22 protein-coding genes are annotated in these 19,680 nt (G+C 53.4%); 17 read left to right on the forward strand and 5 right to left on the reverse strand.

Annotated elements, in window-relative coordinates; all coding sequences use genetic code 11:
• Positions 1 to 27: 27 nt before the first annotated feature.
• Positions 28 to 561, forward strand: coding sequence for a TVP38/TMEM64 family protein (locus tag M467_RS20700; protein ID WP_021066063.1), 534 nt, complete (start codon positions 28 to 30; stop codon positions 559 to 561).
• On the opposite strand, the gene cls is transcribed toward M467_RS20700, so the two are convergent.
• Positions 537 to 2,060 carry a cardiolipin synthase gene (cls, locus tag M467_RS20705; RefSeq protein ID WP_235045164.1) on the reverse strand — a complete coding sequence of 508 codons (1,524 nt, stop codon included), beginning with the start codon at positions 2,058 to 2,060 and terminating at the stop codon, positions 537 to 539. The genes M467_RS20700 and cls overlap by 25 nt on opposite strands.
• Positions 2,061 to 2,198: 138 nt before the next feature.
• Here cls and M467_RS31725 point away from each other — a divergent pair, with 138 nt between their 5' ends.
• Positions 2,199 to 2,339 carry a hypothetical protein gene (locus M467_RS31725; protein ID WP_021066065.1) on the forward strand — a complete coding sequence of 47 codons (141 nt, stop codon included), beginning with the start codon at positions 2,199 to 2,201 and terminating at the stop codon, positions 2,337 to 2,339.
• 39 nt (positions 2,340 to 2,378) lie between these two features.
• Here M467_RS31725 and M467_RS20710 read toward each other — a convergent pair whose 3' ends face one another.
• Entirely contained in the window at positions 2,379 to 3,299 is a 921-nt protein-coding gene (locus M467_RS20710; protein WP_021066066.1) for an EAL domain-containing protein, read from the reverse strand.
• Positions 3,300 to 3,505: 206 nt separating this feature from the next.
• On the opposite strand from M467_RS20710, the gene speE reads away from it, so the two are divergent.
• The 4 genes from speE (at position 3,506) to M467_RS20730 (ending at position 6,738) form a co-directional block, all read left to right on the forward strand.
• The gene (speE, locus tag M467_RS20715) at positions 3,506 to 4,345 is read left to right on the forward strand and encodes a polyamine aminopropyltransferase (protein WP_021066067.1); all 840 of its coding nucleotides are present in this window, start codon (positions 3,506 to 3,508) and stop codon (positions 4,343 to 4,345) included.
• Positions 4,342 to 5,223, forward strand: coding sequence for an agmatinase (gene speB / locus M467_RS20720; protein WP_021066068.1), 882 nt, complete (start codon positions 4,342 to 4,344; stop codon positions 5,221 to 5,223). The genes speE and speB overlap by 4 nt, the downstream gene beginning before the upstream one ends.
• A 2-nt stretch (positions 5,224 to 5,225) precedes the next feature.
• Positions 5,226 to 5,594 carry a Na-translocating system protein MpsC family protein gene (locus M467_RS20725; protein ID WP_021066069.1) on the forward strand — a complete coding sequence of 123 codons (369 nt, stop codon included), beginning with the start codon at positions 5,226 to 5,228 and terminating at the stop codon, positions 5,592 to 5,594.
• A gap of 193 nt (positions 5,595 to 5,787) precedes the next feature.
• Positions 5,788 to 6,738, forward strand: a complete 951-nt coding sequence (locus tag M467_RS20730; RefSeq protein WP_021066070.1) for a sodium-dependent bicarbonate transport family permease — start codon at positions 5,788 to 5,790, stop codon at positions 6,736 to 6,738.
• Positions 6,739 to 6,777: 39 nt separating this feature from the next.
• Here M467_RS20730 and M467_RS20735 read toward each other — a convergent pair whose 3' ends face one another.
• Entirely contained in the window at positions 6,778 to 7,530 is a 753-nt protein-coding gene (locus M467_RS20735; protein ID WP_021066071.1) for a homing endonuclease associated repeat-containing protein, read from the reverse strand.
• Between the two features lie 420 nt (positions 7,531 to 7,950).
• On the opposite strand from M467_RS20735, the gene M467_RS20740 reads away from it, so the two are divergent.
• The 5 genes from M467_RS20740 (at position 7,951) to M467_RS20760 (ending at position 13,224) form a co-directional block, all read left to right on the forward strand.
• Positions 7,951 to 9,870: a polysaccharide biosynthesis protein gene (locus tag M467_RS20740; RefSeq protein WP_021066072.1), complete on the forward strand. Its 1,920-nt coding sequence runs from the start codon at positions 7,951 to 7,953 to the stop codon at positions 9,868 to 9,870.
• 29 nt (positions 9,871 to 9,899) lie between these two features.
• The gene (locus M467_RS20745) at positions 9,900 to 10,745 is read left to right on the forward strand and encodes an NAD-dependent epimerase/dehydratase family protein (RefSeq protein ID WP_021066073.1); all 846 of its coding nucleotides are present in this window, start codon (positions 9,900 to 9,902) and stop codon (positions 10,743 to 10,745) included.
• The gene (locus M467_RS20750) at positions 10,742 to 11,884 is read left to right on the forward strand and encodes a DegT/DnrJ/EryC1/StrS family aminotransferase (RefSeq protein ID WP_021066074.1); all 1,143 of its coding nucleotides are present in this window, start codon (positions 10,742 to 10,744) and stop codon (positions 11,882 to 11,884) included. The genes M467_RS20745 and M467_RS20750 overlap by 4 nt, the downstream gene beginning before the upstream one ends.
• A 12-nt stretch (positions 11,885 to 11,896) precedes the next feature.
• Positions 11,897 to 12,481 (forward strand): hypothetical protein, encoded by a 585-nt coding sequence (locus M467_RS20755; protein ID WP_021066075.1) that lies wholly within the window; start codon positions 11,897 to 11,899, stop codon positions 12,479 to 12,481.
• Positions 12,482 to 12,570: 89 nt separating this feature from the next.
• Positions 12,571 to 13,224 carry a hypothetical protein gene (locus M467_RS20760; RefSeq protein WP_021066076.1) on the forward strand — a complete coding sequence of 218 codons (654 nt, stop codon included), beginning with the start codon at positions 12,571 to 12,573 and terminating at the stop codon, positions 13,222 to 13,224.
• A 26-nt stretch (positions 13,225 to 13,250) separates the two neighbouring features.
• Here M467_RS20760 and M467_RS20765 read toward each other — a convergent pair whose 3' ends face one another.
• Together M467_RS20765 and M467_RS20770 are read right to left on the reverse strand one after the other, a co-directional pair.
• A complete protein-coding gene (locus M467_RS20765) occupies positions 13,251 to 14,015 on the reverse strand; it encodes a MerR family transcriptional regulator (RefSeq protein ID WP_021066077.1) in 765 nt (254 codons plus the stop codon).
• A 47-nt stretch (positions 14,016 to 14,062) separates the two neighbouring features.
• Entirely contained in the window at positions 14,063 to 14,527 is a 465-nt protein-coding gene (locus tag M467_RS20770) for a GNAT family N-acetyltransferase (protein WP_021066078.1), read from the reverse strand.
• 214 nt (positions 14,528 to 14,741) lie between these two features.
• Between M467_RS20770 and M467_RS20775 the strand changes: the two genes are divergently transcribed.
• The 6 genes from M467_RS20775 to M467_RS20800 all read left to right on the forward strand — a co-directional run bounded on the left by M467_RS20775 (position 14,742) and on the right by M467_RS20800 (position 19,607).
• The gene (locus tag M467_RS20775) at positions 14,742 to 16,451 is read left to right on the forward strand and encodes a glycoside hydrolase family 13 protein (RefSeq protein WP_021066079.1); all 1,710 of its coding nucleotides are present in this window, start codon (positions 14,742 to 14,744) and stop codon (positions 16,449 to 16,451) included.
• 93 nt (positions 16,452 to 16,544) lie between these two features.
• Positions 16,545 to 17,204: a Type 1 glutamine amidotransferase-like domain-containing protein gene (locus M467_RS20780; protein WP_021066080.1), complete on the forward strand. Its 660-nt coding sequence runs from the start codon at positions 16,545 to 16,547 to the stop codon at positions 17,202 to 17,204.
• A 186-nt stretch (positions 17,205 to 17,390) separates the two neighbouring features.
• Positions 17,391 to 17,810, forward strand: a complete 420-nt coding sequence (locus M467_RS20785; RefSeq protein ID WP_021066081.1) for a YwiB family protein — start codon at positions 17,391 to 17,393, stop codon at positions 17,808 to 17,810.
• Complete coding sequence (locus M467_RS20790) at positions 17,807 to 18,235, forward strand: hypothetical protein (RefSeq protein ID WP_021066082.1); 429 nt, start codon at positions 17,807 to 17,809, stop codon at positions 18,233 to 18,235. Before M467_RS20785 ends, M467_RS20790 begins: the two co-directional genes overlap by 4 nt.
• 133 nt (positions 18,236 to 18,368) lie before the next feature.
• On the forward strand, positions 18,369 to 18,884 hold the full coding sequence (locus M467_RS20795; protein ID WP_021066083.1) for a GNAT family N-acetyltransferase: 516 nt from the start codon (positions 18,369 to 18,371) through the stop codon (positions 18,882 to 18,884).
• A 6-nt stretch (positions 18,885 to 18,890) separates the two neighbouring features.
• Positions 18,891 to 19,607 (forward strand): hypothetical protein, encoded by a 717-nt coding sequence (locus M467_RS20800; RefSeq protein ID WP_021066084.1) that lies wholly within the window; start codon positions 18,891 to 18,893, stop codon positions 19,605 to 19,607.
• Positions 19,608 to 19,680 lie beyond the last annotated feature (73 nt).

Here is a 19,680-nt window from a genome sequence, read left to right on the forward strand (position 1 = left end):
TTTTCAAATGAAGTGAGGTTTTCATACATGGAATGGGAAGTTCTGCCGATCCCGCTGTTTGTCGTGGTCAGCATCATCTTAAACAGCATCATCGCCATCGCGGGCGTATTGCCGAGTGCCTTTTTGACGGCACTGAACGTTCAACTGCTAGGATTCGGACCAGGGGTCGCCGTCTCCATCGTCGGTGAGGCCGTCGGCGCCGTGCTCAGCTTTATCCTGTATCGGCAGGCACTCCATCGCTACACATCACCGGACGGAAAGCGGCTGCGGCGTCTCCGTGAAGCCGAAGGGGTCGAGGCTTGGTTCCTCGTCCTCGGGCTCCGGCTGTTACCGTTCGTGCCGTCTGGTCTCGTCACGCTGTCGGCTGCATTCAGCAGGATGTCGCTCCCCTCGTTCGCTGTAGCGAGCACGATTGGAAAAGTACCGGCGCTATTGATTGAGGCGCTTGCCGTCACGGCCGTCCTGACCGTGGCGAGCGGGTGGCAACTCGTTCTCGTCGCCGTTCTCGCCGTGCTGTACGCCGTGTGGCGTTTGTCTCAGAGAAGCGGCGAGAAGATATGACAGAACGCTTCGACGAAGCGTTTGCCGTTCGATTTCTTACGCATCATCGACCAGTCGACGAGAATCGATTCATCGAAGTCGTTCAAGAACGCTTCGTGCAACTCTTGAATGGATGACGTCTCGAACTGGGCGATGGTCATCTCATGGTTCAAATACATGCTCCGAAAATCAAAGTTAGCCGTCCCGACGAGCGCAATCTTGCCATCGATGAGGACGGTTTTTGCGTGGATAAAATGACGATTGTATTTATAAATCCGGATGTTCCGTTTGAGCAATTGCTCAAAATAATACTCGGTCGCATGGAAACTGAACCATTCGTCTCCTTTTCCGGGGACGACGATTCGGACGTCGATGCCTCGCTTGCCGGCGACTTCTAACAGCGCGAGCATTTCGGGAGGCGGAATCAAGTAAGGGGTCGTCATCCAAATCGATTCTTTCGCCTGCATCAACAGAGCCATGAGCCCGTCTCGAATCGTCACATCTTTCCCTGGTGATGTGACGAGCAGTTGCGTCGCCCCGTTTTCTTGTTGCGGCTCATCGATAAAGTATTCCGGTAAGTGTTTGCTGTCGGCAAACAAGTCCCACGTCTCTTTGTCTTCCTCATGACCGGCATACAGCCAATTCTCGACGAACAGGCGCTGCAATTCCCGGACGAGCGGCCCTTCGAGACGCAGATGGGTATCGCGCCAAAATCCGAGCTTTTTATGTTTGCCCAAATATTCATCTCCGACGTTCAGGCCACCCGTGTAAGCGATTCGTCCATCGATGACGATCAACTTCTGATGATTGCGGAAGTTGGCATTAAAGACGAGGAGCGGGTGGACGACCGGGTCGAACGCCTCGACGTGGACACGGGACTCGCGGAGTGGTTCGAGAAACGCTTCGCTAATCTCTTGACTGCCGAGGCCGTCATACAAGAAGCGGACGGTGACGTTCTCGTTGGATCGCTTGATGAGAGCGTCACGAATCTTGAGCGAGATTTCATCGGTCCGGAACAGATAATACTGGACGTGGATATGATGGGTCGCTTGCTCGATATCTTTAATCACTGCATCGAATTTTTCCTCGCCATTGACGAGTAGTTTCGTCGACGTGTGGCCGTCCGCGCCGGTCGCCCCGAGTTTTTCGAGCGTGCGCGTGAGCGGATAACGATCGGATACGTCATTGGACGTCTCGACGCGTTCCTCTTCAATCGCTTGGCGGAACATACGAATCTCGGTCGAAGTCCGTTTAATCCGACGGTGGCGTCGCGGTGTCCGTCCGAATAGTACCCAGGCGAGGGCGCCGAGGAACGGGATGAACAGGACGGCGAGTAGCCAAGCGAGCTTGGCCTGCGGTTGGACCTGGTCGAATAAAATATGCCAGCTGACGAGGAGCGGCGCCACGATCGCGAGACCAATCAAGAATGGGATCAATCCGTCCACGGAGTAGAGGACGAGGAGAAGGAGGAGGCCGAGTACAATCATGGTGAGGAGTTGCCAGACGCGTCGTTTCAACACGTACACCTTCTTTCTGTTCAGTTGTCATCACTGAATTCATTCCACCGTTTACACATTGTTAATCTAAAATTACGTTTCACGATATGGGCGAAGGGAATTATCGTAACTGTACGACACAACGTAAAAGGGGTGTTAGCGATGAAGAAGAAAGGTGCATTGGCCGCGTCGCTCTTGGCGACAGGCATCATTCTCGGGGCTTGCGGGGGAGCAGACGAAGAACCGATGAACAATGAAGATACAGAAATGCAAGAAGATATGGATGAAGAAGAAGACGATTAAAAAAACGGCCTAGAGCGGATGCTCTAGGCCTTCGTTGCGTCAAAGCGAATACGGGGACGGTTTGCCAAAGTAATAGCCTTGGGCGAGGTCGAATCCGAGTTCACGACAGACGTCGACTTCTTCGGCGCGTTCGATGCCTTCGGCCAGAATCGTGATGTCCATCGATTTGGTCAATTGACGTACATTTTTCAAGAATGTCCGTTTTTCGGCGTCTTGATCGCAAAACGAGATGTACGACCGGTCGATTTTGACATAGTCTGGTTCGAGGCGTTTCAACATATCGAGCGTCGAGAAGCCGGCCCCGACATCGTCGAGGGCGACTTTCATGCCGCGCTTCTTATATGTAGAGAACACGTGCTGCAAGTGGGCCACGTCTTGCACTTTCTCCGTCTCGACGACTTCAAAGATGAAACGGTCGGGACTAAGCCCGTATTGATCGATAATCTCGAACGTATGTTGCAGACAATAGTCCGGGTTATAAATCGTCGACGGCAAGAAGTTGATGAACGTCTTCTCGTGCGGGGCGACGGCATGATAGGTCGCTTTAATCGCCTCGGCGCGAGCGCGCTGGTCAAGCTTGGAATGCAGACCGAAACGGTTGGCCGCGCGGAACAGTTCTCCGGGAGAGACGTTATTGCGACTGCGGAGTAACGCTTCGTAACCGAATCGTTCACCGGTATCGAGATGGACGATTGGTTGCAGATGGCTCTCGAATTCACCGTGTTGAATGAGTTCGATCGTATCACGGTTGGCGATTTGTTCGAGCAGATTACTCGCCGAGATGATTGCAGTTTGACGTTTCGTCACTTGATCAACGCAATAGACGTCCTCCTCGACGGTGGAGAGGTGTGCGCTTAATTCATCTAACGATTCATACGGATGGAACGTGTCGTTGACGACGACAAGGCCGCGCTCAAAGAACGGGATGTTCGTGGAGCAGGCGGTACAGGGAGACCACATGTACATTCCTCCTTTCCAAGAGATAAAGTTGGTTCTATTTAGTTTATCGGATAAAACTCACATAAAACTCACATGGTAGGACAAATAAATAAAAAAATCGTGCAAAATGCGGGCAGTTTTTGTATACTTCCTATCGTATGAATAAGAAGCGCCTCAAAACGCCACTCGCATACGAACAACTTTTTGAACAGAAAGGGGTTCTATCGATGGACCAAAAATTAAAATTATGGTTTACGGAGCACCAGACAGAAGATTACGGAATCACGTTCCGTGTAAACCACGTTTATGAGAGCGAACAAACGGAGTTTCAACGACTAGAAATGGTCGAAACGGACGAGTTCGGAACAATGTTGTTACTTGACGGAATGGTCATGACGACGGATAAGGACGAATTCGTCTATCACGAGATGGTGGCTCACGTCCCACTCTTTACGCACCCGAATCCGAAGCATGTGCTCGTAGTCGGCGGCGGAGACGGCGGCGTCATCCGTGAGATTATGAAACACCCATCAGTCGAAAAAGCAGTTCTCGTCGACATCGACGGGAAAGTCATTGAATATTCGAAGAAATACTTACCAAACATCGCAGGCGAACTCGACAACCCACGCGTTGAAGTCATCGTCGGCGACGGCTTCATGCATATCGCTGAGTCTGAGAACGAGTACGACGTCATCATGGTCGACTCGACAGAACCAGTCGGCCCAGCGGCCAACTTGTTCACGAAAGGATTCTACGCCGGAATCTCGAGAGCGCTCAAAGCCGATGGAATCTTCGTCGCGCAGACGGACAACCCATGGTTCACGCCAGAGCTCATCCAGACAGTCCAACGTGACGTGAAAGAAATCTTCCCGATCACGAAGCTCTACACAGCGAACGTACCGACGTACCCGAGCGGCATGTGGACGTTCACAATCGGTTCGAAGCAGTATGACCCGGAAGCAGTGGCTTCGGAGCGTTTCCACGACATCGAGACGAAGTACTACACGCCGAAGCTTCACAATGCAGCCTTCGTCCTTCCTAAATTCGTGGAGGACTTGACGAAATGATTAAACGTTTCGATGAAGCCTATTCAGGCAAAGTGTTTATCGCGAGCCTGCCAGAAGTCGCAGACGCGAAGACGGTCCTTTACGGGATGCCGATGGACTGGACGGTCAGTTTCCGTCCAGGCTCACGTTTCGGTCCGAACCGAATCCGTGAAGTCTCAATCGGGCTTGAAGAGTACAGCCCGTACTTGGACGGAGATTTGAGTGAAGCCGCCGTCTATGACGCTGGTGATATCCCGCTTCCGTTCGGGAATGCTCAGAAATCGCTCGACATGATCGAGTCGTTCGTCAAAGACGTCATCCAAGCAGGCAAGTTCCCGCTCGGTATGGGTGGGGAACACCTCGTCACTTGGCCGGTCATCAAGGCGATGCACGATGCGTACGGCGACGATTTCGTCATTCTTCACTTCGATGCGCACACGGACCTCCGTGACGAATACGAAGGCGAGCCGTTGTCGCACTCGACACCGCTCAAAAAAGCGGCCAACTTGATTGGACCATCGAACTGCTACTCGTTCGGAATTCGTTCTGGGATGAAAGAAGAGTTCGACTGGGTCAAAGAAGTCGGCTATAACATGTATAAATATGAAGTGATCGAACCGCTCAAACGCGTGTTGCCGACGCTCGCCGGGAAGAAAGTGTACGTCACGATCGACATCGACGTCCTCGACCCATCGGCAGCGCCGGGAACGGGCACGCAAGAAATCGGTGGCATCACGACGAAAGAATTGCTTGAAGCGGTCCACGCCATCGCGAACGCCGACGTCGACGTCATCGGGGCCGACCTCGTCGAAGTGTCACCGGCGTACGATCAGTCGGACATGACGGCCATCGCCGCCGCGAAGATCCTTCGCGAGATGATGATCGGGTTCGTGAAGTAACGATGCCGAAAAAAGGTCAGCTCGAGATGGAGCTGAGTGCTCGCATCACCCAATGGGAGAAAGAGTATCTCGGACGCGGTTCCTTGACGTGTAAAGCAGATTTGCTCCGCGACCTGGCGATCGTGACGCTCCAAGGCGTCTTGACCCCGGCCGAGTACGAACTGGCCGCCAAGTCGGCCGGGCGCGAGCAATTGAAGAAGTACCGCAACAACCTCGTCGAATCCGGTCGGCCTCAGCTCGAGGCCATCGTGCACGACGTGCTCGGGCGGCGACTCGTCTCGCTCCACACGGACATCAGCACGAAGACAGGGGAACGCCTCATCGTCTTTCGCCTCGATGCGCCATGGGAGAATGGGATTGACAAGCCGTGACGACGTTTTTACACTAGAAGCAGAGACGGTTCAGGATTGGTGGTGTCCGCGAGACATCCCCGTCGTCCTGAACCGGAGCTGACTAACTACACATCCGACAATTGTCGGCTAGACGGAGCGAACGTGTTCGAGCCGTCGGCATGCAGCGCACACCTTTCTTTGGTGTGCGCTTTTGTCGTCTAGGAGGAAATGTATGGAACTATTGACGTTTTTATTGACGAGCGCCCCGGTGCTTTTGTTCGTGACCGGCGTGATTGCCGCTCTCGGAAAATCGAATTTGCGAATCCCGGAGTCGCTCAGCATCACGCTCAACTTGTACTTACTGCTCGCCATCGGGTTGAAAGGGGGAATCGGTCTCTCCTCGGTGTCGATGGACGAGTTGGCGCTCCCGCTGGCAGTGACGCTCGTCGTCGGCATCATCTTGCCGCTCGTCGCCTTTGGAATCGGGTCGCTGCTCAAATTTACGTTCCCGGAACGGATCGCCATGGCGGCCACGTTCGGCTCGGTCTCGCTCGTGACGTACGTGGCCGCGACAGCCCAGCTCGAACGTCTCGGTATCGTCTATGAACCGTTCATGACGACGCTCGTCGTCGTGCTCGAGATTCCGGGTCTCGTCGTCGCGCTGTTGCTCTACAATCAGAGCCGTGTCCTCGGGATTACGGCGGCCCCGACTCAATCGTTCACGGTCATCCGCGACAGTCTGCTTTCGAAGAGCATCCTGCTGTTGTTGGCCGGTCTCGTCGTCGGAATCGTCACGCCGGATACATCGGCGCTCGAACCGTTTTTCATCGACTTGTTCCCGGGCGTCTTGCTCTTGTTCCTGCTCAGCCTGGGCGTCAAGGTCGGTCATCAGTTGAAGGCGGTGCCGTCCTATGGCCTCAAGTTTTTAGTCATTGGCATGACGTTTCCGCTCGTCGGGGCCGTCATCGGTTACATCGCGGCCGGGATGGCCGGACTGTCGGACGGGGGAACGATTCTCTTCATGACGCTCGCCGCGAGCGGGTCATATATCGCCGCCCCGGCCATGCTCCAGGCGTCGGTACCTGAAGCGGAGCCGTCGTTTTATTTGACGCTCGCCCTCGCCGTCACGTTCCCGTTCAATCTGCTCGTCGGCATCCCGCTATTCATTTCAATCGTCACCTGAAAACAGGCCCGTTCTCACGAGTTGAGACCGGGCCTGTTTTTATTGATTCACTTTTTGTTCTTCCATACATTTTAACGCCGCCGTCCAACTGCCGAATAAGGCGTTGATGGTCGATGTGCTCGGCACGTTTCGTCCTTCGGCCCATTTCCGATAATGGAGGATGCTGAAGTGAGACAACTCTTGTCTGGCGACCCGAAGCGCCTCGATGACATCTTCTTCATCCCATTTCCGCTTCGGTGGGGCGATATCGAGGACGAACAAGGCGTAGCTCCACGATCCGTACTTCCGCGCAATCGTCGCGACCGTTGGATAGCCGCGCTCTTGGGCCCAGATGGCGTAGTGCTGGGATGTGAGACGCTCGAGTTCCTCTGACGCTTCAATCAACGCTTGAATAATTCGTTCTTCATTATTTTTCGCCGCGGTCGTCTGAAGTTTCGCTTCCCGGAGCGCGTTCGACCAAGAGCCGAACCGGCTGCTGATTAACGTGAGCGACGGGGAACGGGTCACTTTCGACCACTCCCGATACGTTTGGCTCGTGAAGAGCGAAAGTTCTTCGGCGGCTTGATTCAATGCCCGAAGGATATCTTCATCGGAATAGTAATGGAACGACATTTGAATTTGGGCGGCGACGAGTGCCTCGCGCCAAGACCCGAACTGGTGGATGACGGTGGAAAGGGACGGCACGTTTTTGGTTTGCGACCAAACGCTGTACCGTTTCGAATCGAGCTCGGCATGTTCTTGAGCAGCTAACTGCAATGCTTGTACGATTTGAGGGCGTGTCCATTTTTTCATCTTGGTGTCTCTCCTTTGGAGGGAGACGCAGCGAGCGTCTCGGAAGGTCTCTTGGTGTGAATGAACAGCTTGTATTGGTTGGAAGAGTCAACGAGCTAGTCAAAAAGAATGCTTGAAATCGATTTTTACCTCCTTATGCTCTGTTTTGATGAGATGCAAAATAATGTAAACGATACCCAATTCGGGTTATGTATATTCCCATTTCCCGTTTGTCCGACAATTATTCATTATGTGAAAGAAATCATGATAATAATTTCGTGAACTCCTTTGTTGCCATCCGTGTCGTTCATGAGAAAAAGCTTGTTTTATCTTTAAATTTGTCGAGAAGAGTCGGGTAGTTTACTAGCATCGACGCATCTTTTGCGCATTCCAACCCACACCACGAACGAACAACTCAGACTCTTGGAGGTGCGAACTACCATGGCAACACTTGTGAACGTGTATCGGAAGAATCAACGGAATTTGCTGTTCTTATGTCTCGACATCTTGATCGTCTCATTTGTGCTCTATGCGACGTTTGAATTGCTGTTCTCGACAATCACTTCGTACGCAGCGCTCGAATCAAACGAAATGTTGATGATGGTCGGTATCAAAATCATCAGCTTCAGCCTTGTCGGAACAGTATTAAAAATTCATCGCATCGACTGGCGTTACGCCTCGATTCATGAGATGAAACAAGTCGCCATCGCCTTACTGAGCAGTGATTTGGTGTTGTACGCCTACAACCAATTCCACTTTGGGGCAGGGCTCGGCATGATCATCGCCGTCCAAGGGTTGCTCGCCTTCAACTTGATTTTGTTCACGCGATTCTTGGCCCGTAACCACGTATTCGATGTGTTTAAACCGCACTCCAACCATCCCGGACGAAAAGCGCTCATCATCGGGGCCGGTGATTCGGGCCAGTTGATTGTCCGTGAGTTGAAAGAGCATCGGACGACCGTCCTCTGCGTCGTCGGGCTGCTCGATGACAACCCGCACCTACAGTCGCTTTACGTGCACGGGGTTCCTGTACTCGGGTTGACTGACGACTTAGAGCGTATCATCCAAGAGCACGGGATTGAAGTCGTGATTTTGGCCATCCCGAGCCTGTCCTATGCGCGACGCCTTGCCTTGCTCAAACGGATTGAGAAAACGGGCGCGGAATCCCATGCGTTACCGATGATCTCGGAGCTCGCGACCGGGAAGATCTCCATCAGTGAAATCCGTGAAGTGAAAATCGAAGACTTGCTAGGTCGAGAACCGGTCCAGTTGGACATATCTGGAATTTCTAGTCACGTTGAAGGCGCGACGGTACTCGTCACGGGCGCAGGTGGATCCATCGGCTCGGAACTGTGCCGTCAACTCATCAAATTCGCCCCGGCTGAAATGATTCTCCTTGGTCACGGGGAGAACAGTATTTATTTGATTGAACGAGAGTTGCGCGAACTCGGGACGGACACGGTGCTTTATCCCGTCATCGGTGATGTACAGGATGAAGCACGGCTCGAAGAAGTGTTCGGGATGTATAAACCGGATATCGTCTATCACGCCGCCGCCCACAAACACGTTCCACTCATGGAAGACAATCCACTCGAAGCCGTTAAAAACAACATTTACGGGACGAAACATATGGTCGACGTCGCGGCCCGACATAAAGTGAATCGCTTCATCATGATCTCGACGGACAAGGCGGTCAACCCGACGAACGTGATGGGCTCGACGAAACGAATCGCCGAGATGGTCGTCCAAGAGAAAGCTCGTGCCAGTGATACGATTTTTGCGGTCGTCCGCTTCGGCAACGTTCTCGGCAGTCGAGGTTCGGTCGTTCCGCTGTTTAAAGAACAGATTTTACGCGGAGGTCCGGTCACCGTCACGGATCCTGAGATGACCCGGTACTTCATGACCATCCCGGAAGCGAGTCGTCTCGTCATTCAAGCGAGTGTCTTATCGCGTGGTGGTGAAGTGTTCGTGCTCGATATGGGCGATCCGGTCAAAATCATCGATTTGGCTAAGAAAATGATTGAGTTGAGCGGTTTCACGACCGATCAGATTGGAATCGAGGTCACTGGGATTCGTCCTGGTGAGAAGTTGTATGAAGAACTGTTGGCCGAAAGTGAGCTCGGTCCGGAAGCGAACGTCTTCCCAAAAATATTTGTCGGTCGGACTCGGCCGTTCAAGACCGTCTCCTCTGTCCTGCATTTGATTGAAACGTTCCGCGATGACCGTGACGCGTTGATGTATCTATTGTTGTACATCGCCAACAGCGACGACCTCGACCGAGACGTCGAACGGATTTTCACACACGGGGTGAAACGAATGCGTCCTCATATCGCCGGGTCACGTCTCGCTGATGGGAACTGAACGCCACTACGAGCGAGGAGGAAAGAACGATGGTCGATCAAACAGTGCTCATCGTCGGCGTCGCCAGCTTTCAAGGATTCCATCTGGCACGTCGACTGTTACAGGAAGGGTTTGACGTCGTCGGAATCGACGATGAGGGGCGGCACAAGACGAGAATTGCCAAACAACGTCTCTACGTCCTGACGCACCCACAGTTTCAGTTGATTCGTACGACACTCGCGAACAAGACGGTCATGCGCAGCATCTTGAAGCGACATGAACCACGCCACATCATCTTGTGTTCGACCCGTACCGTCGACGACCCGCTCGAACGATACGAGTTGATGAAGCGATACATCGCGCTGCATACGACACGTGTCCCGCTCGAGTCGTTCATCACGTTCGACCTCCCGGTAAAGGAAGTGAGCGAAGAAGATCCCCCCGCCATCCACTTATTCACGGAAGACGTCTTCGGACCTTGGGATGACTCCTCGACACTCGTGTCCAAAGCGATTGTCGCCGTCGACCGCGGTGTCCGTCTTTCCGGTTATTATGCGACGGACATCATCAACGTCTCCTATATCGATGACGTCGTCGAGTCGGTCGTTCGGCTATTGCGTTTGGTTCAAACGGGACTGTCGCCCGTCGGCTACTTTCAAATTCCAGCCTCGGACTACGTGACCGTTCAAACGTTACTGTCCGATATCGGGCACATCCTCAACAAATCAGCCAAGACGTCGTTGCCGATGCGAACATCCGTGCTCCGGCAGTCGAACATTCCGACGCTCGATACCTTAGTCGGTTTCAGCCCGAGTACATCGCTATTTGAAGGGCTCGAGCAAGTCGTCGACTGGTATATCTCGTATAAAAACATGATGAAGGAGGGCATCAAATGAACATCTTATTATCAAAGCCGCATATGTCCGGACGTGAGATGGCTTATATCGAAGAGGCGTTCGCAAGCAATTGGATTGCGCCGCTCGGCCCGAACGTCAATGCGTTTGAAGCGGAAGTGGCTGCATATGCGGACCATCCTCACGCCTTGGCGACAAGTTCGGGCACGGCCGCCCTCCATTTAGCACTACTTACTATCGGTGTCGGGACAAATGACACAGTCTTCTGTCAATCGCTCACGTTCGTGGCATCGGTCAACCCGATCCGTTATGTCGGGGCGATCCCGGTCTTTATCGATTCGGAAACGACGACGTGGAACATGTCGCCGGACGCGCTCCGGAAAGCGTTCGTCCAGGCGGCGACGAAAGGGAAACTTCCGAAAGCAGTCATCGTCGTGCATCTCTATGGCGTCGTCGCGAAAATAGGTGAGATTCGCCACATTTGCCGCGAGTATGGTGTCCCGTTGATTGAAGATGCGGCCGAATCACTAGGTTCGACATGGCACGGGCAGATGACGGGCACGATCGGCGACATCGGCTTCTATTCGTTCAACGGCAACAAAATCATCACGACCTCAGGCGGCGGCATGCTCATGGTGCCGAATGCGGAAACGAAACAGTTAGCGCTCAAGTTGGCCACGCAAGCCCGGGAAGACGCGCCGCATTATGAGCATGAACAAGTCGGGTACAACTATCGATTGAGCAATGTCTCGGCCGGCATTGGTCGGGGACAGCTCGAAGTGATTGAACAGCGCGTCCAAGCGAGACGTCGCGTCTTTTCCCGCTACGAGCGCATGTTCCGGCAACTTGGGACGACGTATCAACAAGAGGTCCCATATTCACGGGCCAACCGTTGGCTCACGGCCATGCAATTGGACCAAACCGAATTGCATCGTGACACGTTGATGCAGCGGCTCGCCACGGCCGGGATTGAATCGCGTCCCGTCTGGAAGCCGATGCACTTACAGCCCGTTTACCGCGATGCGGAATACGTGTCGGTCGACGGAGAAGACGTCAGTCGCCGACTCTTCGAAAACGGCATCTGTCTTCCGTCGGGATCTGATTTGACGCTCGGAGAACAACAGCAAGTCATCCAGACGGTACTCGATACTCGTACAATCGTGACCGAACAAAGTGTCTGAGGAGGACGAACGATGAACCGGGAAGCAGAGATTATCCAGTCGCTTCGAGCCGCTGCATCTCTGACTCCGACCCTCACTGTCAAACAATATCAGCTCTGGAGCCGAGACCGAGACGTCCCGACGTTCCTCGACGTTCTCAATTTTTACGGGTCATGGACCGGTGCGTTAAAAGCGGCCGGTCTCGTCGAATCCCGCAAACAGTATACCCAACAAGAACTCATCGCAGCGCTTCGGCTCGCACTTGAACAGGAAGGGAGATTGACGAGCACCCACTATCAACAGTGGGCCAAAGGTCAAGTCGCCCCTTCCCTAGGTGATATTATTTCCCACTTCGGGTCTTGGAGTCTGGCCGTGAAAACGGTCGAGCGTTTAGAAGAACTCCATTTTACCGTCCAACCAGAACGTGAAAAAGCAGAAATCGTCCAATCGTTACTCGAAGCAAGCCGGGTCGTGGTCCCATTCAACGCCGTCACGTATCAGAAATGGGCCAAACAACATAAACGACCGAGTGTCGCAAAAATATCGCGGCGGTATGGCTCTTGGAAACGGGCACTCGCCGAATTGGAGCTTCGTGAGTCGTGTGATGGAAAGAAGTGAACGTTGAACAGAAATCGCGATGAACGGAACATTTGTCAGCTCGTTAGATTTTAAATTGAACTGCGACATCTTGGAAGGAGGGAAACGCCATGGGCCGACCAATCGTGTTACTTGTCGGGGAACATCGCACATCCGCCTACGTCTATCAGGCGATTCGCAACCTAGGGGTGACCCATGTGATTCGAGAAGATGGTCCGAGCGAGCATCGACCCGAATCGCTCAACCATTGGCTGACGCACGCCTATGTCCGGTCGATGGCGCCTCTCATGCGCGTATCCAGCCGGGCCCGGATTCGAGAATTGAAAGGTCGCTATCCGTTGAATGACGAGCCGATTCCGTTCCATCACATCCTGCGGGTCACTTCGTTAAACGATGCGAAGACGACGATGTGGCTCGATCGTCTCGACCCACAACTGATCGTCACCCATGAGACGGGACCGATCGATCCGAGTGTCCTCGCCCGATTCGATTGTCCGGTGCTGACGGTCAAACCGACGATCGCCGAAGGGCAGATTGAGGCATACTGGGCGTTCCGGGCCAAACCGGACGTCTGTGAGGTACGAATCGAACAGTGGACCGAGCGGGGCTGGTCTGTGGTCGACCGGGCCGTGCTCTATATCGGCGGGACGGATAACTTTGCCACGTACCCGTATTTACAGCTCACGACCGTATTGCCCCTCCTGAGACGGCAAATCGAGTTGCTGTTAAAGGAAGATGTCTATGACCGCCGAACGGCGAAATAACGGCCAAAGCGCGATGCTTTGGCCGTTTAGCTTTGGGTGATGCAATAGTGTTGGATGGCGTCATTATAGTAGACGGCAAGTCCTGGGGCGTACTTGTCATAGAATGCGGTGAAACGCTCGTCCATGACGTACATCTGTCCGAGTCCGCTGAACATGTCGAGCGAGCAGTCATAAAACTGGTCGTTGATGAACATGTGGTTTGCCTGGACGGCCGCTTGGACACGCGGGTCTTCGACCGGGACACCGGTCGTGAACAAGTCGACGAGCGGTTTGACGAGATCGACTTGCTGTTGACTGAGGGCTTCCCAGTCTTCTTTCGAGCGCTTGTCGGCACGCGTACGTGACGTCTTGTACGCCTCGCTCTCGCCCCAACGCTCCACGACCTCGGGCTCGTGTTTCGCTTCATGGGCTTTCAGTTCGTCAAACGACAGGCCGTTGAACAATGATTTGTCTTCCATTGAAATTCCTCCTCTCAGTGAGGTGAGCGTCGATTCCGCTGTCTCGGCGAGTGTCGCGAAATAGGCGGCCTTTGCGCGCAGAGCGGTCACCTGCTCCTCGAGGGCACGGGTCCGATCGAACGGTTCGGCTTCGAGCAACGCCTGAATCGTCTCGAGTGGAAAGTCGAGCGAGCGATATAGCAGAATCGACTGTAACCGCTCGGCGTCATGTGACGAGTAACGGCGATACCCGTTGGCGTCACGCTCGGCAACAAGCAGACCGACCGCATCATAGTGCCGTAGCGTCCGTGTGGTCGTGCCAGCGAGCGTGGCGAGCTGTTGAATCGTATACATGTCCTCACCTCCTTGGATTCAGCGTACATGTTGACGTCGCGTCAAGGTCAAGCCTTTGTTTCAAATAAGGAAAAGCCATCCCGTTCGCCGATGTAACGGAAGCCGAAGCGGGGATAATAGGCGTTCAAAAAAGAGTTCGTGGCGACGCAGTCGAGGCGAATCCGGTCCGACGTTGCTGCGAGTGCATGACGCATCAGCTGTTCGCCGATTTGTTGGCCTTTCATTCGGTCGTCGACGACGAGCCGATGTAAATAGACGGCCCCCCGGGAATCGTCCCATAAATTCTCATCCCAAGCCGTCGGCGGAATCAAACTGACCGACCCGGTGATGGTTCCATTTGTTTCATATACATACACGGTCCCGTTCGTGACGTCATGAGTCACAAAATCGGTCCGGCTCGGTTCCAAATATTTCACCCATTGCGTTTTTCCGGCTGCCTGAAAAGCTTGGGCTTTCTGTAAAATTAGTTGATCGATTGCCGAAAGATCGGCCTGTGTGGCCAAACGAATCATATAAGTCGCCTCACTTTCATTTCATTTAAAATTCGTGTAGGGTACACGGTGAGTAAGCTGTTGAAACACTCTTTGTATTGATTTCGAATTTTTGTTAAGATAAACGTAGTGCATCGTGCAAACGATTGCGCTAATTGCGATATAGAGAGAACAGCACTGATATTAGTATATAGGATGCGCAGTGAGTTTAGGGATAAGGGAGTATCATTGAGACATGCAACTTTTACAACGTGACCAACACACACAAACGAAAACACTGAAACGAAACTGGTGGAAAGAAGCCGTCGCTTATCAAATCTACCCGCGCAGCTTCTACGATGCGAACGGCGATGGAATCGGCGACATCCAAGGCATCATCGATAAGCTCGACTATTTGAAAGACCTCGGCGTCGACGTCATCTGGATTTGTCCGATGTATAAGTCGCCGAATGATGACAACGGCTATGACATTAGCGACTATCAGGACATCATGGACGAGTTCGGATCGATGGAAGATTTCGATCGACTGTTGACGGAAGTCCATGCACGCGGCATGAAGTTGTTGCTCGACCTCGTCGTCAACCATACGTCGGACGAGCACCCATGGTTCATCGAATCGAAGAGCTCGAAAGACAATCCGAAGCGTGACTGGTACATTTGGCGTGACGGCAAACCCGATGGCTCGAAACCGAACAACTGGGAGTCAATCTTTGGCGGGTCGGCCTGGGAGTTCGATGAGACGACGGAGCAATACTTCTTGCACGTCTTCTCGAAGAAACAACCGGACCTGAACTGGGAGAACGCCGAGATGCGCCAGACAATCTATAACATGATCAACTGGTGGCTCGACAAAGGCATCGACGGCTTCCGTGTCGATGCAATCAGCCACATCCGCAAACATCCATCGTTCGGCGATTTGCCGAACCCAGAAGGCCTCGACTTCGTGCCATCGTTCGAGATGCACATGAACGTCGATGGGATTCACGGTTATTTGGAAGAGCTTCGCGACGAGACGTTCAACAAGCACGACATCATGACGGTCGGGGAAGCGAACGGCGTGTCGCCTGACGACGCCCACCTTTGGGTCGGCGAGAAGGAAGGCAAGATGAACATGGTGTTCCAATTCGAACACATGGGTCTCTGGCGTGAAGACGCCGAGTCGAAGCTCGACGTCGTCCACTTGAAGAACGTCCTGACGAAATGGCAAAAAGGTCTCGAAGAAGACGGCTGGAACGCCCTCTATGTCGAGAACCACGATCAGACACGGACCGTGTCGTCATGGGGTGATGACGAGCGCTATTGGAAAGAGAGCGCGAAATCGATTGCGATGATGTATTTCCTCATGCAAGGGACGCCGTTCATCTATCAAGGCCAAGAGATCGGCATGACGAACGTGAAGTTCGACTCGATCGACCAGTACGACGATATCGCGACACGCAACCGCTATTACATCGGTCTCGAACATGGCAAGAGCCATGAGGAGATGATGGACATCACGTGGAACTCGTCACGTGATAACACGCGCACACCGATGCAGTGGAGCGATGCCCCGAACGCGGGCTTCACGTTCGCCGAGACGCCTTGGTTCGGCATCAACCCGAACTACACGGACATCAACGTCGACGCCCAGCTCGAAGACGACGACTCGATTCTCAACTTCTATAAAGAGATGATTCGTCTTCGCAAGCAAGACGAGACGTTCGTTTACGGGACGTATGACATCGTCTTGCCGGAGCACCCGGAGATTTACGCGTACACGCGCACGCTCGGTGACTCGCAATACCTCGTCATGACGAACTTGACGGGCAAAGAAGCCATCTTTGCGACGGAGCTCACGCTTCGCTCGGAAGACGTCGTCTTGCAAAACATGCCGCTCGAGCCGCATGATGATACGACACTCGTCCACTTGAAGCCGTTCGAGGGGCGCGTCTATAAAATGAGTTAATCGAAGACAGGGACATTCCCTGTCTTTTTTTGCGTACAGGGAAATGACGAGAGAGCACGAATTCATATATAGACAAGACGAGGAGGGGTTGGAATGAGACTGTTACTGACATCGGCCGGGATTAAAAATGACCGGATTAAACAAGCGTTACTCGAGTTGTTAGGGAAACCGATTGAGGAGTGTACCGCCCTGTGCATCCCGACCGCGATTTACGCGTTGCCGGGTGGGACGAATCACGCGTGGAACTTTTTCAACGGTGATTTCTCGACGCCGATGTGTGAGTTAGGGTGGAAGTCGGTCGGGGTCCTCGAATTGAGTGCCCTCCCAAGCCTTGATGAAACGGTGTGGAGACCGGCGTTCGACGAGGCGGATGTGTTGTTGGTCAACGGAGGCGACCCACTGTTCTTGCATTATTGGATGCAGCAGTCCGGTGTCGCGCAGCTGTTACCGGATTGGAATGGCGTCTATGTCGGTTTGAGTGCCGGCAGCATGGTCATGACCCCGCGCATCGGGGAGGCGTTTGTCGGTTGGCAGGCACCGGGCGAGCAGGGCGATAAGACACTAGGGTATGTCGATTTCTCGATTTTCCCTCACCTCGATCATGAGATGTTGCCGGAGAACACGTCCGAGCATGCGACCGAATGGGCAGGCATGTTGGCTGGGCCGAGCTACGCCATCGATGACGAGACGGCGATTCGAGTCGTCGACGGTCGTGTAGACGTGATTTCGGAAGGGAATTGGCTGAAGTTTTAACGAAACGAACGGCCGCGGATGATCACATCCGCGGTCTTTTGCTTGAAGCGGACTTCTTGCACGCACATAATATAAAATTGATCGGGCCCGACGTGTGAAGCGCGTGCGAACCGGGAAAGAAAAAGTTACCGATTCCGGACCGTTCGCGAGATATGGTACGATGGGACAGCGGAAAGGGGAATCACCATGGCAATTGAACCGAAACGCGTACGTGTGCGCCAAAAGACGACGATCAGTGAGATCGCGGAACCGATCGAGCTGCAAGCCGAGGGGCTCTATTATGAATTGAAGACCGGCTTCATCTTGACGTTCGATCAAGAACGGGAAGACGGTGTCGTTCCGACGACAATCAAATATACGACAGGCCGGCTCGCGCTCATCTGTAAAGGACCGATCGAGATGAATCATTCCTTTATTGAAGGACGTTTGACGCAAAGCCTATATAAAAACCCATATATGTCGATGACGATGGCGACGACGACAGAGCGACTCGATGTCGCGGACGGCCGTTGCCGCTTCGTCTACGAGTTATCGATGAACGAAGACGTGGCGGGAAATTATGACGTCGACGTCACATGGACGTTTGAAGGAGGAGAGTTCGCATGAATTTTGCAGAACGCGTGAAAAAGATTGAAGAGATGTTGAACGAGGATTGGTTCGAGATGCTCGAGACGAACGAGGACGAGTATGAAGAGTGGCGTGGCCGCCTCGAGGACCATGCTGAGCAGGTCGTCGGGCACTATGACAACGAGACCGGTGTCGATATGGACTCGGTCGACAAGTTGCTCCAGTTGAACGATGAGTTCCCGCTTCTTTATGGAGAAGATACGGTCCGGCTTTACGTCGCGTTGATCGAGGCGCGGCCGGAAGACAAGTCGGTGTACGAACGCTATATCGATTATTTGGCGGCCATCGGTGACGCGACACATGAGGAATTTTTACGGTTCCACACGCTCGTCGAGGCTGGCCGTTTAGACGAGGCCCGTACGCTCGCCCCACAGATGCCAAAACGACTAGGATTAGAAGACTGACCCGCAATCGATTGCGGGTTTTTTGCTAGATGATTCTATGAAAAAGGCGACATCTCGTCACAGGAACGTCTGTTTTCAACGTGAATCGGCTTCGTTATGATGAAGAGAGACCAATCAATTAGGGGGACGTCAGATGCTACAGCTCGTCAAAACAACGATGGCGCAACAAGCGCAAGTACTCGAATTTTTACAGGAGTGGCGGGAGCGGGAAGAGAAGATCGTCCCGAACGCGGTCGACCGCGACGTGTCTGACTTTGCGTCGTACGTTAAACAGATTCGTGATAAAGAGCTACGGGTGAACAACGTCAGTTGGGTGCCGAGCACGACGTATTGGCTGACGGACGGGGACGAGTTGCTTGGGGCAGCGAATATCCGCCACGAATTGAATGACAACCTCCTCAACTTTGGGGGCCACATCGGTTACGGCATCAAGCCGAGCGCACGTGGACGCGGTCTGGCAACGAAACAGCTCGAGCTCGCGCTCGAGAAAGCGAAAGAACTTGGGATTGAGCGGGCGTTGATTACGTGTGACCGGACGAACGTGGCGTCACGCCAAGTCATCTTGAATAACGGAGGAATACCGGACACACCGTTCACAGCGGAAGGCGGGAAAATCGTCGAGCGATTTTGGATTGAACTGAAAGGGTGACGTGAGATGGCGAATTGGATCGTGGTCTATTTAGCACTGATTAATTTTTTCGGAATCTATCTGTTTCCACGAGAACGGGTACCGTCTCAAAAATGGTTCTCGTTTTCGAGCGGGATCGCCATCACGTACTTTTTCATGTATCTCTTGCCGTCTTTGAACAAGCGGCAAGACACGCTCCGGGTCGAATGGCTCGACCTGGCCTTGCCGTCGGAGATTTATGTCATCAGCCTGCTCGGCTTCACCGTCTTTTACGGGACGATGCGTGTCGTTCGAACGCCACACTTCAAAGACGAGACGATTGATCAGAACGTGTCGTATTGGCTCCAAGTGACGCTGTTGACGGCATATATGTCGTTCTCGGCTTACGTCGTTACGGCATCATCCGTCACGTTCGTCGCCCGCAGCTTCTACGCGACGGCGCTCGGCGTTCACTTCCTCGCCGTCGGTCACGACTTGTATCGCCATTACGGGGAACGCTACCTTCGGCAAGGACGTTATTTGTTGAGCGGCGGCATCCTCATCGGCGGTTTCTTCTCCCGTTTCATCGATCTCGCCTCGCACGTCGAGGCCATCTTGTTCGCGTTCGTCGCCGGGGCGATGATTCTGAATATCGTCAAGTTCGAACTTCCAGCCGACCGCAACCTCCACTTCCGGACGTTCGTCCTCGCGGTCGTCGGGTATGGCGGCATCCTCTTATTCTTGAAGCATGTACTCAATTTTTGACCCCTTCGATAAAAATGAATGACTGTTCATTCATTGTTTGATATACTGAATTCAAGATTGAATCCGTTTTCAT

The sequence above is a fragment of the Exiguobacterium chiriqhucha RW-2 genome (genome assembly GCF_000416965.1).
Classification (GTDB): domain Bacteria; phylum Bacillota; class Bacilli; order Exiguobacteriales; family Exiguobacteriaceae; genus Exiguobacterium; species Exiguobacterium chiriqhucha.